At 60.5% G+C, this 15223-nt stretch carries 11 protein-coding genes; 8 read left to right on the top strand and 3 right to left on the bottom strand.

The annotated features are described in order from the left end of the window. Positions 1-71 precede the first annotated feature (71 nt). From ACVWYF_RS15020 to rny, 5 genes are all read left to right on the top strand, one after another. Entirely contained in the window at positions 72-3083 is a 3012-nt protein-coding gene (locus ACVWYF_RS15020) for a M16 family metallopeptidase (RefSeq protein WP_457069394.1), read from the top strand. A gap of 197 nt (positions 3084-3280) precedes the next feature. Continuing rightward, positions 3281-4840: a hypothetical protein gene (locus ACVWYF_RS15025; RefSeq protein WP_457069396.1), complete on the top strand. Its 1560-nt coding sequence runs from the start codon at positions 3281-3283 to the stop codon at positions 4838-4840. A 278-nt stretch (positions 4841-5118) separates the two neighbouring features. After that, complete coding sequence (locus tag ACVWYF_RS15030; protein WP_457069398.1) at positions 5119-5415, top strand: hypothetical protein; 297 nt, start codon at positions 5119-5121, stop codon at positions 5413-5415. A gap of 40 nt (positions 5416-5455) precedes the next feature. Continuing rightward, on the top strand, positions 5456-5749 hold the full coding sequence (locus ACVWYF_RS15035; protein WP_190922794.1) for a cell division protein ZapA: 294 nt from the start codon (positions 5456-5458) through the stop codon (positions 5747-5749). A 132-nt stretch (positions 5750-5881) separates the two neighbouring features. Then, positions 5882-7570, top strand: coding sequence for a ribonuclease Y (gene rny / locus ACVWYF_RS15040; protein WP_457069400.1), 1689 nt, complete (start codon positions 5882-5884; stop codon positions 7568-7570). A 91-nt stretch (positions 7571-7661) separates the two neighbouring features. Here rny and ACVWYF_RS15045 read toward each other — a convergent pair whose 3' ends face one another. Next, positions 7662-8708 carry a hypothetical protein gene (locus ACVWYF_RS15045; protein ID WP_457069402.1) on the bottom strand — a complete coding sequence of 349 codons (1047 nt, stop codon included), beginning with the start codon at positions 8706-8708 and terminating at the stop codon, positions 7662-7664. A 98-nt stretch (positions 8709-8806) separates the two neighbouring features. On the opposite strand from ACVWYF_RS15045, the gene ACVWYF_RS15050 reads away from it, so the two are divergent. From ACVWYF_RS15050 to ACVWYF_RS15060, 3 genes are all read left to right on the top strand, one after another. Then, positions 8807-9775 carry an N-acetylmuramoyl-L-alanine amidase gene (locus ACVWYF_RS15050; protein WP_457069404.1) on the top strand — a complete coding sequence of 323 codons (969 nt, stop codon included), beginning with the start codon at positions 8807-8809 and terminating at the stop codon, positions 9773-9775. Between the two features lie 79 nt (positions 9776-9854). Next, the gene (locus ACVWYF_RS15055; RefSeq protein ID WP_457069406.1) at positions 9855-11099 is read left to right on the top strand and encodes a pyridoxal phosphate-dependent aminotransferase; all 1245 of its coding nucleotides are present in this window, start codon (positions 9855-9857) and stop codon (positions 11097-11099) included. Positions 11100-11121: 22 nt separating this feature from the next. Next, a complete protein-coding gene (locus ACVWYF_RS15060) occupies positions 11122-11793 on the top strand; it encodes a cytochrome b/b6 domain-containing protein (protein WP_457069408.1) in 672 nt (223 codons plus the stop codon). A 209-nt stretch (positions 11794-12002) separates the two neighbouring features. Here ACVWYF_RS15060 and ACVWYF_RS15065 read toward each other — a convergent pair whose 3' ends face one another. Both ACVWYF_RS15065 and ACVWYF_RS15070 read right to left on the bottom strand, forming a co-directional pair. Beyond that, positions 12003-14363 carry a M1 family metallopeptidase gene (locus ACVWYF_RS15065; protein WP_457069410.1) on the bottom strand — a complete coding sequence of 787 codons (2361 nt, stop codon included), beginning with the start codon at positions 14361-14363 and terminating at the stop codon, positions 12003-12005. Between the two features lie 82 nt (positions 14364-14445). Further along, positions 14446-15042 carry a HupE/UreJ family protein gene (locus ACVWYF_RS15070; RefSeq protein ID WP_457069412.1) on the bottom strand — a complete coding sequence of 199 codons (597 nt, stop codon included), beginning with the start codon at positions 15040-15042 and terminating at the stop codon, positions 14446-14448. Positions 15043-15223 lie beyond the last annotated feature (181 nt).

Genomic DNA, 15223 nt, shown 5'->3' on the forward strand with positions numbered 1-15223 from the left:
CCGGCAATGATGTGCAACTGCGCAGCATTGCCGGCCTCTTTGTTTCTGCTCATCCCCCTTTTTTCCGCAAAATGAACCTTCGTTTCCTGTCCACTCTGGGCCTCGCGCTGATGACTACCGCCAGCTTGGCCCAGCAAAAACCGGCGGCCAAAGCGCCCACTACCAAAGCGGCCCTGATGACCACGCCCGGCGGCACCAGGCTGGTGGAAAAAGTCACCAAGCAGCCCGGCCAGCTCGTCATTCCCTACGAGAAGTATGTGCTGCCCAACGGCCTCACGCTCATCATGAGCGAGGACCATTCCGACCCGCTGGTACACGTGGACGTGACGTACCACGTCGGCTCGGCGCGGGAGCAGATTGGCAAGTCGGGCTTCGCGCACTTCTTTGAGCATATGATGTTTGAGGGCTCCGACCACGCGCCGAAGGGCACCTTCGACAAGGTGATTCTGGGTTCCGGCGGCACCAACAACGGCAGCACCACCCAGGACCGCACCAACTACTACGAAACCGTGCCCAATAACCAGCTGGAGCGGGCGCTGTGGCTCGAGGCCGACCGCATGGGCTTCCTGCTCGATGCTGTGACGCAGCAGCGCTTTGAGGTGCAGCGCGCCACCGTGAAAAACGAGCGTGGCCAGAACTACGACAACCGCCCCTACGGCCTGGCCAGCGAGTACGTGAGCAAAACGCTGTACCCCTACTGCCACCCCTACTCATGGCTCACCATCGGCTACCTCGAAGACCTGGACCGGTCCAATGTGGACGACCTCAAGAACTTTTTCCTGCGCTGGTACGGACCTAATAACGCCACCCTCACCATCGGCGGCGATGTGCAGCCCGCACGGGTGGTGAAGCTGGTGGAGCAGTATTTCGGGCCCATCAAGCGCGGGCCGGCCGTGCCCAAAACCAGACTGCCGGCCCCCGTGCTCACCGCCGACCGCTACGTGAGCTACACCGACAACGTGCGCTTCCCCATGCTGCAAATGGTGTTCCCGACCGTGCCCCAGGGCCACCCCGATGAGGTAGCCATTGATGCGTTGGCCGAGATTCTGGGCGGTGGCAAAACGTCGTTGCTCTACAAAAACCTGGTAAAAAACCAGAAGGCCGTGCAGGCCAGCGCCTCCCACCCCACCGCCGAGCTCGGCGGCCAGCTCACTATCACCGCTCTGCCCTTCCCCGGCAAAGGCCTCGACAGCCTCGAAACCATCGTGCGCAACACCTTCGCCGAATTTGAGAAGCGCGGCGTGACCGACGACGACCTGCTGCGCTTCAAGGCCCAGCGGGAGGCCCAGCAGGTGAACGGCCTGGCCAGCGTGGCCGGCAAAGTGAGCCAGCTGGCCGCCAATCAAACCTTTTACGCCAACCCCAACCACATCACCGTGGAAGCCCGCGAGCTGAAGGCCCTGACCAAGGCCGACGTGCAGCGCGCCTACGACAAGTACCTTCGCGGCAAGCACGCCGTGATTCTGAGCGTGTTGCCCAAAACGGGCGGCGTGGCCGCCGCCCGGCCCGACAACTACACCATTGATAAAACCGGTTATAAGGCCCCCGATTACGGCTACGCCGGCCTGAAATACGTGAAGCCGACTGATACCTTCGACCGCGCCAAGCAGCCCGGCGCGGGAGCCAACCCCGTGGTGAAAGTGCCCGCCCTGTACCAGGAAACCCTGCCCAACGGCCTGAAAGTGGTGGGCACCCGCAACACCGAAATCCCGACCGTCACGATGCGCCTCACCATCCGAGGCGGGCATCGTCTGGAGCAGAATATGCCCGGCAAAGCCGGCATCGCCCAGCTCACGGCCAGCATGCTGAACGAGGGCTCGCAGAAGTACACCGGCGAGGAATTCTCGGCGGCGCTCAACAAGCTGGGCTCCACGGTAGCCGTGAGTGCCGGCGATGCCGAAACCACAGTTTTTGTGCAGAGCATGACCAAAAACCTGCCCGCCACCTTGGCGCTGCTCGACCAGCGCCTGCTGCACCCGCGCTTCGATGTCCAGGATTTTGCCCGCGTGAAAAAGCAGCAGTTGGAGTCGATTGCCGACTTCGTCAACCGGCCGGCCGTCATCGCCGACCAGACCTACAACCGCCTGCTTTACGGCCCCGCCAATATTGCCGGTACGGCTGTGGCCGGCACCACCGCCTCGGTGGCCAGCCTCACGCTTGATGACGTGAAGAGCTTCTACAACACCTACTACGCGCCCAACGTGAGCTACCTCGTGGCCGTGGGTGACGTGGACCAGGCCACGCTGGACCCGCAACTGGGCTCCCTGAAAAACTGGGCGAAGAAGGACGTGACCATCCCAGCCGACCTAGCCGGCGCGCAGCCCGACAAAACCACCATTTACTTCGTGAACAAGCCCGGCGCGGCCCAATCCGAAATCCGGGTGGGCTACCTCACCGACCTCAAGTACGACGCCACCGGCCCCTTCTACCGCGCCTACCTAGCCAACTACCTGCTGGGCGGCGGCTTCAACTCGCGCATCAATCAGAACCTGCGCGAGAACAAGGGCTACACCTACGGGGCCAATTCAGGCTTCCGCGGCACGCGCTACGCCGGCCCATTCACAGCCCAGGCCGGCGTGCGCGCCGATGCCACGGCCGCGTCGGTGAAGGAGTTCATGAGCGAAATCCAGAACTACCCGAACGGCATTTCCGATGAGGAGTTGGCCTTCGTGCAAACATCAGTGGGCCAGAGCGATGCCCTGCGCTACGAAACCGGCCAGCAGAAAGCCGGCTTCCTGGCTCGCCTCGTTGAGTACAACCTCGACCCCAGCTACGTGCAGCAGCAGACCGACATTCTGAAAAACCTGAAGAAGGAAGACGTGCAGGCCTCGGCCAAGCAGTACCTGCCGGCTGACAAGATGTACATCGTAGTGGTGGGCGATAACAAGCAGCTGCCGGCGCTGCAAGCCCTCGGCTACCCGGTGGTGGAGTTGGACCTGGAAGGCAAGCCGGTGGCGGCCGAAATGATGAAAAAGCCCATAACTGCGCCCACGGAAATGGCCGCGCCGACGGATGAAAAAATGAAGAAGCAGTTCGACGACGGCGGTAAAATCAAAACCAAGACCAAAAAGGGCAAAAGCTAGACTATCAGGCCGGGACGAGTCCTGAATTTAGAAGCAACGTCGTGCCGAGCGTTGCTCGGCACGACGTTTTCGTTTCACCGGGTCAGCAACCGTAAATCCGGGATTTATCCGGTAGCAAATCAGGTATTTCTACCCGATTCCGGCAACGAAATTTACCGGAGCTTTGGCTGCATGAATTCTAACATTTTCAGCAGCTTATGAAAAAGCAATACCTTCTACCGGCCGTGCTATGTTTTGGCCTGGGACTGAGCGCATGCTCTACCAACAATTCAAAGTCGGAAACCGGCACCACGGCGGCCAGCCCATCGGCCGACACCGCTTCCAACAAGCTGGGCGGCCGGCCCGGGCCCAACGTGCAGGCCGTGACCATGCCCGACCCGGGCATTCCCGGTTACAAATTCCCAGAAGACAGCACCACCATCAACGGCTGGGTGCAACGGCACGACGCAGCCAGCATCGACCGCCACGGCTGGGGCATCTGGACGGCCTTGTCCTCCGCCACGCCCCAGCGGCTCGGCCAGGACACCCTGCGCGTGTATGAAACCTGGCCCACCCTGGCTGAGGTCGACGCCGCGCAGCAACCCACTCCCAAGGCCAATTCCCGCGCCATGCTCCTGCAACGGCCCCAGCCCCAGCGCCGGCTCAACCGGCCGCGCCAGCTGTTTCGTGACCCGGATTTCCGGCAAAGCCTGTCGCTGAAGCGCCGGATGATGGCCAGCGCCCACGCCATGGTATCCGATACGGCCCAGGATGTATTCGAGTCGGTGAGCTACGACCCGGTGGCCGCCTCCTTCATCGTACAGAACAAGCTGTTCTGGGCTTCCACGCTCCAGGGCATGATTAACAAGGGCGAAGGGGCCATCCCCGAGTTTCCCCGGGAGGCCATTGCCATCAAGCCTGTGTACGAAGTGGTGCCCGCCAAACAGGGCCGCACGCCCTACCAGATGAAAGTGTGGACCGGCACCACCACCGCCCATATCAAATACGGCCAGGGCCGGTGGGGCAGCATTGTCTACGTCGACCTCAATAACCGGGGCCAGGGCAACGGCCAGGTGGGCAAGGCCGGCGCGCCACCCACCGCCGCCACCACCTACAACCTGCGCGATTTCGTCCACTTCACCCTTACCCAGGCCGAGGCTGACGCCATGAACCAGGAGCTGCTGCCCGACACCACCAAGGTGGCCCACGCCGGCGACTACGCTATCCTGGTAGCCATGCACATCTCCACCAAGGAAACCAAGCGCTGGACCTGGCAAACCATGTGGTGGGCCCCCGACCCCAGCCGCGCGCCCCTGCCCAGCAACCCCGCCGTGGTGGCCCACCGGCCGGCCCAGCTCGTGGGTGCCCCGCGCCACTACGCCATGGCCATCGCCTACCAAATGGTGGACCCCGTGCAGCCTTTCGCGGGCGGCAAAAGCGTAGGCCAGTCCATTTATGTCTTCAATCCCTATCTGGAAGCAGGTTTCGGCCCCAAGACCTTCTGGAATTCCAACCACTTGCAGGAGCGTTCCATCGTGCTCACCAAGGGCCTGGTGGTGACCAACGACGTGGGCGTGCGCACCAATTGCATGAGCTGCCACGCACAGGCCAGCTTCACTTCCATTGCCGAAATCAACGCCAAAAAGAAGCTTCCGCTCGGCTACCTCGGCAATACCTATGTCGACATGGGCAGTCCCAAATTCAAAGGCCGCCTGAAAACGGATTTCCTGTGGTCAATTGCCGATATGGCTTCCTCGAAACCTGATTCGCTGAAGTAAGCGCGTGCCTCAGGCCGGGAAGGGCATTCCCGTTTTCAACTCGATAGGCCACCGAACGTCAGGCCGAAATTATTGCAGCCCCGCTAGCGTTCCGCTAATCCTAACTCCCGGATTACGACGACGGTAGCCGGACTTCGACAACTTCGGCCTGACGTTCTTGTTTTCTTCTGTATCCGTGTCCAAATGCAAACTGCGCTGAGCCACAAGCCGCGAGCAAGCCCGGGATAAAGCGTAGCTTTCGGCCCGCCGCTTTATCTTCACCCAAAATTTATTCGCCCGTGGCCTCTTCCCAACAGCTTGCGCAACTCGACCGCCTGGAGCGGCAGCTCACCACCTTAGTGGCTGCCTATCAGCAATTGCGCGAGGAATTGGCCGATGCTAACACCACCGTGCAGCAGCTCCGCGCCGACCTGCGCGAGAAGGACCGCCTGCTGAAGGAGCGCCAAAACCAGGAAAATATCGTTAAACTTGTACACACCATAGCTGGGGAACCCACCCACGCCAACGAACTTAAACTGCGCCTCAACGAATACATCCGCGAACTGGACAAGTGTCTTGCCTATTTGAGAGACTAAACCGAACCAACCCTCACCCCACTGCCTTACCTTTCGCCCTATGAGCGAATTAGCCATAAAAATTCGGATTGCTGACCGGGACTATCCCATGCGCGTTGACGTGCAGGATGAGGAACGGCTGCGCTTGGCCGGCCGCCTCTTGGGCGACAAGCTGCGCGAATTCCGGGAAGGCTACGGCATTCAGGACAAACAGGACCTGCTGGCCATGGTTGCGTTGGCCACGATGGCCGACCAATTGAAAGTGAGCAAGGAAAAGGATGGCACCGATGCGGCGCTAACCGAACGGCTGGCTCGTTTCGACGAGCTACTATCCGGCGTGGTGCTGGCGGGGTAATACCCCCGCCCGGCACCCACACAACTCGTTGGCCCGGCAGGGCGGCGCGGCAATCGGCCGCTTCCGCCCGGCCCGGGCATCTTCGTTCTACCTGGTTATGGTTTTTTCACCCACCCCCAAAACCATAATTACATGTCATCCATCATATTATACTGTTTGCTGACTGCGGTGGTCGCCCTTGTGGCGGGCTTCGTAGTAGGTAAACAGCTGGCCGGCAAAGCCCGGCTGGACCACGAGGGCGAGGCCACGGCCCGCGCCCAGCAAATCCTCCGCGACGCGGAGGAGAAAGGCAACCGTCTTCGCGACGATAAAATCAAGCAGGCCGACGAGCGCCTGGAGCAGTCGAAAAACAAGTTCAAGACGCTGCGTAACGAGTTCGACCAGGAAGGCCGCCGCCTCAAATCCGAGCTGGAAGGCGAGCTGACCCAGCGCCGCCAGGGCGTGGTGGAGCAGGAGCAAGCCATCAAAATGCTGACCGAAACCACGCAGCGCCAGCTGGAGCAATTGCAGCGCAAGGAAGTAGAGTTGGAAAAAGCCCGCGAGAAAAACCAGGCCGATACCCAGCAGCTGCGCGACAAGCTGGACAGCCAGGCCGAAAAACGCCGCACGGACCACGAAGAGGCCATGGCCGAACTGGAAGAAAAGCAGCGCGAAGCCGATGAGCATTTGCACTCGGTGCAGCGCCAGCTTGAAACCATCGCCAATCTGACCGCCGCCGAAGCTCGCGAGCAGCTGGTGGAGTCGCTGAAAAACGAAGCCCAGATTCAGGCTAGCTCCTTCGTGAAGGACACCGTGGCCCAGGCCAAGCTGACCGCCACGAAGGACGCCAAGAAGATTGTGCTGGAAACCATTCAGCGCACCGCGTCGGAACACGCCATTGAGAACTGCGTGTCGATTTTCAACATTGAAAGCGACGACGTAAAGGGCAAAATCATCGGCCGCGAGGGCCGCAACATCCGGGCGCTGGAAGCGGCCACGGGCGTTGAAATCATCGTGGACGACACCCCAGAAGCCATTATCATCTCGGGCTTCGACCCAGTGCGCCGCGAAATTGCCCGCCTCTCGCTGCACTTACTGGTGAAAGACGGCCGCATTCACCCGGCCCGCGTGGAGGAAATTGTGGCCAAAACCCGCAAAAACATCGAGGAAGAAATCGTCGAAATCGGTGAGAAAACCATTATTGACCTCGGCATTCACGGCCTGCACCCAGAGCTGATTAAGATGGTGGGCCGGATGCGCTTCCGCTCCAGCTACGGCCAGAACCTGCTGCAACACAGCCGCGAAGTGGCCAATCTATGCGCCACGATGGCCGCCGAAATGGGCCTCGATGTGAAGAAAGCTAAGCGCGCTGGCCTGCTGCACGACATTGGCAAGGTGAGCACCGAGGAGCCGGAGCTGCCCCACGCCATTCTGGGCATGGAGATGGCCAAGAAGTGGAAAGAGCACCCCGATGTGGTGAACGCCATCGGGGCCCACCACGATGAGATTGAGATGACGGCCATGATTTCGCCGCTCGTGCAGGCTTGCGACGCCATTTCGGGCTCGCGCCCTGGTGCGCGCCGCGAGATGATGGAAAGCTACATCAAGCGCCTGAAGCAGTTGGAAGAAACCGCCAACGGCTTCAAGGGCGTGAACCAGTGCTTCGCCATTCAGGCCGGCCGCGAGTTGCGCGTGATGGTAGACGCCGAGAACGTGACCGACGAGCGCGCCGCCGAGCTGAGCTTCGAGATTTCGCAGAAAATCGAGAAGGAAATGCAGTACCCCGGCCAGATTAAAATCACCGTGATTCGGGAGATGCGCGCCGTGGCCTACGCCAAGTAAGTTATTGCATAAGCTTTATGCGTATGCCTTTAGAAAGTTAAAAAGCCCCCGCAGCGAGAGTTGCGGGGGCTTTTTTTATTTGGGGAATCCATTATTGTTGCTTGTCGAAAAACGATTTTATGGGCCGGACAAACAAGCCGGAGGTAGTGGCCACATACACGGTATCCCGCAGGTACTCGATGCCGGTGATGGTAGCACGCTCCAGCCCATCATTTTTCAACTGGCGTACGGTGTAGCGCGGGCCATTCCACCGCAGGGTGTAGAGGCTGCCCGAGTTGGTGAATACCAAGCTGTCTTTCACCGTGTAGTAGCTGGCCAGGGTGAACTGTTGTGGAGTTCCCAACGACTTTTGCCAGGTTTCGCCATTATCCGTTGAGGTAATAATCTCACCGTATTCGATAGGGCCGTAGAGCGTATTATTCCACTTGTAGATAGCATCGACGGTGGCTGCTCCATACACCTGCCGGAAAGAACCGTCCTGCTTGATTTTGTAGATGCCACCATCGCCGAAACTCGCCAGGAAGTAATCTTCGATGGCCACGAGGTAGCGCAGGTAAGCGCCCGAAAACGATGGCCGGGGAATAACGACGGGCCCCACGTAGGCCATTACCGGCCCGCTGCCTGGCGCGCCGGGCTGCACCGCCGCCAGCACAAAGGTGAAGGCACGGTCGGGGCGCTTGTTGTTGTAGGGAGCCAGCAGGTAGTTATTCTGATTGATGGCCATGCACTTCGACAGGTCGAAAAACTGTGTATCGAAGCGCAGGGCGGCCGGGTCGAACCGGCGCAGGTTGAAATAGAACTGGGAGTTGAGCGGCTCGCGGTTGCGGCAGATGACCAGCGACGTATCAGTGTCGGGGTAGGCAAAAAAATCACGGGCAATGGGCAGCCGAACGTTGACATCGGCCGGCATGCGTCCGGCGGTCGTCTCCAGTCCTTTAAGGGACTTTGGGTTGATTAGGCGCGTGAAGGCATTGGGCTGTTGCAGGTAAATAGCCTGGCCGTCGTTGCCAGCACTCATTATCACCCGGGCTAAACCGTACAGGCTGGGCACTTCGGCCCAACTGGCCTGTTTCTCCACCTCTTTGATTTGTATTTGGGTTTCGACTTCCTTCTTGCAGCCGGCAGTGGCAAAAGCCAACACAGCCAGGGACGGTAAAATTGCCTGGAAAGACCTCATAATGGCAGAACAGCGGGTAGGCTGCGTAAATTGTGCCTCAAAGCTAGATTAAAAAACTATTGCAACGCTTCTCCAAACTTCCTGGCCTGCTAGTGCTGGGCTTCCTCGCCGCCTGCGCCGTTCAGAAGAACCCCTACGCAGCTACCAACCAGTCGTATAAGGCCCAGGTGAAGGCCTATGCCGAGGCCTTGCGCGCCACGCCGGTGACCACGCCGGGGGCCGACAGCCTGCTGGGCAAGTACTGGGTGGGCACCACCAATTTCAACCTGCGCAAGCCCAACTACGTCGTTATTCACCACACGGCGCAGGACTCCACCGCCCAGACGCTCAAGACGTTCACCATGCCGAGCACGCAGGTGAGCGCGCACTACGTGATTGGGCGCGACGGCCGGGTGTACCACATGCTGAACGACTACCTGCGGGCCTGGCACGGCGGCGTGGCCAAGTGGGGCAACACCACGGATATTAACTCCTCGTCCATTGGCATTGAGTTGGACAACAACGGCGCCGAGCCTTTCGCCGAAGCCCAGATTACCAGCCTGATGCACATTCTGGCCGGCCTGAAAAAAGCCTACGGCATTCCCACAGCTAACTTCATCGGCCACGCTGACATCGCGCCCAGCCGCAAGAACGACCCCAGCGCACTTTTCCCGTGGAAGCGTTTGGCTGACAATGGCTTTGGACTGTGGTACGATGCCGGCCTACTGCCCAGCCCCTTTGTGGCCGACAGCGCCGCCGCCCTGGCCGGCCGCCTGCTCACCTTGCCCCTGCCGGCCCCGGACGATGTGCCGACGGCCACCATCCAGCCCGTCGATACCAGCCGGGTAGATGCCCAGCTGGCGCGGCTGAATGGCCCTGTTACGGTGTTTAGCCCGCGCGAGGCGCTACGCATTATCGGGTATGACACGCGGGATTTGCCGGCGGCCATCCGGGCGTTTAAGCTGCACTTCATTCAGCAAAACGTGGGTGCGCCGCTGACGGATGCGGAAAACCGGATTCTGTATAATATGTATAAGAAGTGCTTGTAACTGATTGCGAGCCGTTATATTTAGCCAATTGAGGGGCCGGCGGCCAGTGCCGCGCCGGCCGGGGAGTTAACCTTATTCTATGCCAGAAGTATCCAAGCGCGGGCAAGCCATGCCTGTTTCGCCATTTCGCAAGCTGCTGCCTTATGCTGAAGCTGCCCGCCAACAGGGCAAAATTGTTTATCCGCTCAACATCGGCCAGCCCGATGTGCTGACGCCGCCCGAAATGCTGGCCGCCGTGCGCAATGCCGACATCGCGGTGTTGGGCTACGCCCCCGGCGCGGGCACCGACAGCTACCGCCGCAAGCTGGAAACCTACTACCAGCGCGCTGGTATCCCCGCTCGTTTTGAGCACATCATGGTGACCACAGCGGGCAGCGAGGCTATCCTCTTCGCCATGCTCAGCTGCCTGAACCCGGGCGATGAAGTGATTGTGGCCGAGCCGTTTTATGGCACGTACACGGCCTTCGCCATTGCGGCCGGCGTGAGCATCGTGGCCGTGACGGCCCACATCGAGGACGGCTTTGCGCTGCCGCCACTAGCCGATTTCGAGGCCGTTATTACGCCACGCACCCGGGCCATTCTCATCTGCAACCCCAGCAACCCCACCGGCTACGTGTACCGGCGCGACGAGTTGGAGGCCCTACTGGGCCTGTGCAAGCAGCACGATTTATACCTTCTGTCGGACGAGGCCTACCGCGAATACTGCTACGATGGGGCCCAGGCCACCAGCTCCCTGAGCCTGGCGGGTGGCGAGCGGCACGTAGTGATGGTCGACACCATTTCAAAGCGTTATAGTGCCTGCGGAGCCCGCATCGGCGCGCTCGTCACGCGTAATCCGGACGTGTGGCAAGCGGCTTTTCACTTCGGGCAGATGCGCGTGTGCCCGCCGGTGCTGGAAATGGTGGCGGCGGAGGCGGCCTGCGACCTGCCCCCCTCCTACTTCGACGGCACCCGGGCCGAGTATCAGGCCCGGCGCGACCTCACGGTGCAGGCGCTACGCGCCATGCCGGACGTGGTGTGCCCGGTACCGGGGGGGGCCTTCTACGTGGTGGCCCGCCTGCCCGTGGACGATGCCGAGAAGTTTGGCCAGTGGCTGCTGGAGGACTTTACCCTTGATAATCAGACGCTGATGCTGTCGCCGGCCAACGGCTTCTACCATACTCCGGGCCTGGGCCGGCAGGAAGTGCGCCTGGCTTACGTTATCAACCAGACCGATTTGGCGGCGGCCCTCCACTGCCTGGCGCAGGCGCTACTGGTATATCCCGGCCGTACCGAACCCGTGCCTACTGCCGCCGTAGAAGCTGCCATTGCTTTCACCGTCTGACCCCTTATTCCTCCCCGCCGCTATGAACCCAACCATTGCCCCCGCCGTCGAAGCACCAATCAAGGACTACCGCGCCCCGTTGCGGTTTTGGCACTGGGCCAATGCATTATTGATTAGCCTGCAATTGATTACCATTCTGTTTCAGAAGGTGATAGTTAATTCCCGGTCGGCGGTGCCAGAGTTTCAGCAGGCCATGAGCAAGGCCAACATCACGATAACCACGAAACAGGGCGGCGCTTTTGCCCACATCATCAGCGAGCGCATCTGGGAGTGGCACATTTACTTCGGCTGGGCGCTGGTGGCGCTGTGGGTACTGCGGCTGGGTTTGCAGCTCACGGGGCCGTCGGAGCTGCGCTTCTCGGCGCGGCTTATGGAAATCCTGCGTCGCTACCGCCTCGCCCCACCAGCGGATAAGAGCAAGGCCGGTAAGATTCTGTTTGCCAAAACCACTTACGCGCTATTTTACGTCTTCCTCACCATCATGGTGACAACTGGCGTAATTATGATTTACGAGGATGTTTCCTGGCTGAAGGGCATCCATCATCTGGCGATGGAAACCCACAATTTCACCATGTACCTGGTTATGGGATTCATCGTGATTCATGTGGTGGGCGTGGTGTGGGCCGAGACGACGGAAGACCACGGGTTGGTGTCGCGCATGGTGGGCGGCGAGGCGTCGAATATCAAGGCCTAATTCGGCCGTCTGTCATTGCGAGTGGAGCGCAGCAATCCGTCCGCTCAATGCGACCAGCCCTTGAGATGTGGCAAAGCTTTTTAATCACAAAGCATATTCAACAAAAAGCCCCAACTCTAATCCAGAGTCGGGGCTTTTCACATTATTTAGGTTTGTCGCTTTGAGCGGACGGATTGCTGCGCTCCACTCGTAGTGACAGACGCGAGGCGCTAGTTCCCGGTGCTGCCGGGCTTCTGCTCCAACTTTTGCATGGGGCTGGTGGCTTTGGCGGCCTGCTGCATGGGGTTAGCCGGGGCTTGCGGGCGCTGCTGCTCAAACAGTTCGAAGCGCGAAGCGGCGGGCTGGCGCGGGAAAGCGTTGTTGCTCAAATCCGTATCGGCCGTTTGCTGGAAAGGGTCGATAACGAAGCTGATAACGGGCTTCTTGGTCACGATGACCTTGGTAACCTGGGCGTTGTTTTTGCGCCAGATTTCGGCCGGGATGGTCTGGATTTCCTGGGTGTTGTCGGCGAAGGTCATTTGCACGATGACGGGCATTACAAGGCCGCCCACGTTGCGCAGGCTCAGCTCGTAGAAGTTGCTTTGCGAGTCGTTGAGGCGCTGCTGCTGCTCGGGCGTGAGGCTGCCGAGCATGGCAGTATAGCGCTGCTGGTCGGCGGGCGTCACGGCCAGGGGGTCGTAGTTGTTGTAGAAATCCTTCAGCTCGGGCTTCTCGTCGACCAGGGTTTTGGGGATGTCGGTAGCGTTGCGCTGGGCGGTGATGGACTGCGGCGCGGCGGCTTTCTGCTGCTGCAAACGGGCGTTTTCGACCTGCGGGTTGCGGGTGCTGGCATTGTAGGATTTCACCGATTCGAGGGCAATATCGGTGTGCTCAGTGGTGTAGAACCAGCCGCGCCAGAACCAGTCGAGGTCCACGGCCGAAGCGTCCTCCATGGTGCGGAACAGGTCGGCGGGCGTGGGGTGCTTGTAGGCCCAGCGCTGAGCGTAGGTCTTGAAGGCGTAGTCGAACAGCTCGCGGCCCATCACGGTTTCGCGCAGGATGTTGAGGGCGGTGGCGGGCTTGCCGTAGGCGTTGTTGCCGAATTGCAGCGCCGACTCCGAGTTAATCATAATCGGCGATTGCAGGTTGTCGGCGGTGGCCATGTAGGCCGCTATGTTGCGCGGCTCGCCGCGGCGCGATGGGTAGTTGCGCTCCCACTCTTGCTCAGTCAGGAACTGCACGAAGGAGTTCAGGCCCTCGTCCATCCACGTCCACTGCCGCTCATCGGAGTTGATAATCATGGGGAAGAAGTTGTGGCCCACTTCGTGGATAATCACCGAAATCATCCCGTATTTCACCTGCTGCGAGTAGGTGCCGTCCTTTTCGGGCCGGCCGCCATTGAAGCACAGCATCGGATACTCCATGCCGCCCACCGGGCCGTGGACCGAAATGGCAACGGGGTAGGCGTAGGGGATGGTGTATTTCGAGTAGGTCTTGATGGTGTGGGCCACCACCTGCGTTGAGTACTGGCCCCAGAGCGGGTTGCCCTCCTTGGGGTAGTAGCTCATGCACATCACGGGCTTGCCTTCCTCCTTAATCTGCATGGCATCCCAGATGAACTTGCGCGAGCTGGCCCAGGCGAAGTCGCGCACGTTTTTGGCCACGTAGGTCCAGGTTTTGGTGCCGGTAGCGCGGCTGCTTTCGTTTTTCACGGCCTCGTCCTGGGTCACCATCAACACGGGCTTGGTGGCCGATTTGGCCTGTTCCCAGCGCTTCTGCTGCGTGCTGGTGAGAACCTGGGCGGCATTTTGCAGCGTGCCGGTGGCACCCACGATGTGGTCGGCGGGTGCAGTGATGCTCACCTTATAGTCGCCGAAGGGCAGCGTGAATTCGCCGTTGCCGAGGAACTGCTTGTGCTGCCAGCCCTGGTTATCCGAATACACGGCCATGCGGGGATAGAACTGGGCCATCTCGTAGAGGTAGTTCTTGTCGGCTTCGAAGTACTCGAAACCGCTCCGGCCGCCCTGCTTATACTGGTCGGTGATGTTGTAGTGCCACTTCACGCTGAACGACACGGCCTGGCGCGGCAGCAGCGGCGTGGGCAGGTCCACGCGCATCATGGTGTTGTTGGTGACGGTGCGCAGGGCGCGGCCGTCCTTGCCGGTCACGCTCTCAATCTTGAAGCCGCCATCGAAGCCCGACATCATGCCGTCCACCGCCTGGAACGTCATTTTATCCTGCAGCTGGCCCACCTGCGTAGCGTTGGCGATGGAGTTTTTCTCGAAGATGTTCTGGTCGAGCTGCACCCAGAGGTAGGGCAGCGCGTCGGGCGAGAGGTTGGTGTAGGTGATGGTCTCGCGGCCGGTGAGGGCCTGCTTGGCATCATCGAGGGTGACTTTGATGTCATAGTCAGCCCGCTGCTGCCAGTAGTCGGAGCCGGGCGCGCCGCTGGCGGTGCGGTAGCTGTTGGGCGTGGGCAGCATCGTTTCGAGCTGCGCAAATTTGTCGGTACCGGAGTTGGTGGTCTGGGCAGTGGCGGCCTGCTGGCCCACCACGGTCAGCACCAGACCGGCGAATAAAAGACGACGCATAGAAAAACCGTAAGTGAGAAAAATCAGAAAAAGCGAAAGCTGAGAAAGTCGCTAAAGTTACGTCAAGGTTGCGTGGGGACTACTAGGGCCACAGCAGTTGCAATAGCAGCACCACGGCAATGCCCAGGGCCGCGCCGCTGGTGGTCAGCAGCCAGTCGCGCCGGGCTACGCGCAGGCTGCCCAGCAGCACCGCTCCGACCAGCAGAATGGCCGCCACGATGAGGATTTGGCCCAGCTCCACGCCCACATTGAACGCCAGCAGTTCCTCCACCGGGCGGCTATTTGGGCCGAGCAAAGCCCGCAGATAATTAGAAAAGCCCAGCCCGTGAATCAGGCCAAAGCCCAGCGCTAGGGCATTAGGAGCCACGGCCAGCACCGACGCGCGCCGGGTGATGAGCTGGCCCGCGCCGCGCAGATTCCACAGCGCCGTGGCCATAATAGTGACCGGAATCAGCGCCTCAGTAATAGCCGGCTTAAAAGCCACCAGGCCCAGGGTGGCCAGCGCCAGCGTGAGCGAGTGCCCCACCGTAAAGCTCGTGACCAGCGCCAGTACGCGCCGCCAGTCGGCCAGCACGTAGGGCGCGCACAGGGCCAGCAAAAATGTGAGGTGGTCGGCCGCGCGCGGTGTGCAGATGTGTAGAAAGCCGAGTTGCAGGTAGGTCTGAAAAACGGAAGCCATGCGGCAAAGCTAACAGTACCGGATTTGGGGCGGTGCTTTCTAACTTATGTCGATTCTCAACGCCCTTTTTTCCTTATGCTTAAACGCTACCAGTTTCTTTTGTTCCTGCTCCCGATTGGTGATGCCCGCCACCCCCGCGCCCCAACCGCCACCCCAGCGGCCTAGGTAGCGAGCGTTTCTG

This window comes from Hymenobacter sp. UYAg731, from assembly GCF_054061335.1.

Excerpts from the sequence above, each read along its gene's own strand:
- ACVWYF_RS15020 (WP_457069394.1), top strand. The coding sequence starts at position 72 with ATGAACCTTCGTTTCCTGTCCACTCTGGGCCTCGCGCTGATGACTACC.
- ACVWYF_RS15025 (WP_457069396.1), top strand. The coding sequence starts at position 3,281 with ATGAAAAAGCAATACCTTCTACCGGCCGTGCTATGTTTTGGCCTGGGA.
- ACVWYF_RS15035 (WP_190922794.1), top strand. The coding sequence starts at position 5,456 with ATGAGCGAATTAGCCATAAAAATTCGGATTGCTGACCGGGACTATCCC.
- rny (WP_457069400.1), top strand. The coding sequence starts at position 5,882 with ATGTCATCCATCATATTATACTGTTTGCTGACTGCGGTGGTCGCCCTT.
- ACVWYF_RS15055 (WP_457069406.1), top strand. The coding sequence starts at position 9,855 with ATGCCAGAAGTATCCAAGCGCGGGCAAGCCATGCCTGTTTCGCCATTT.
- ACVWYF_RS15060 (WP_457069408.1), top strand. The coding sequence starts at position 11,122 with ATGAACCCAACCATTGCCCCCGCCGTCGAAGCACCAATCAAGGACTAC.
- ACVWYF_RS15065 (WP_457069410.1), bottom strand. The coding sequence starts at position 14,363 with ATGCGTCGTCTTTTATTCGCCGGTCTGGTGCTGACCGTGGTGGGCCAG.
- ACVWYF_RS15070 (WP_457069412.1), bottom strand. The coding sequence starts at position 15,042 with ATGGCTTCCGTTTTTCAGACCTACCTGCAACTCGGCTTTCTACACATC.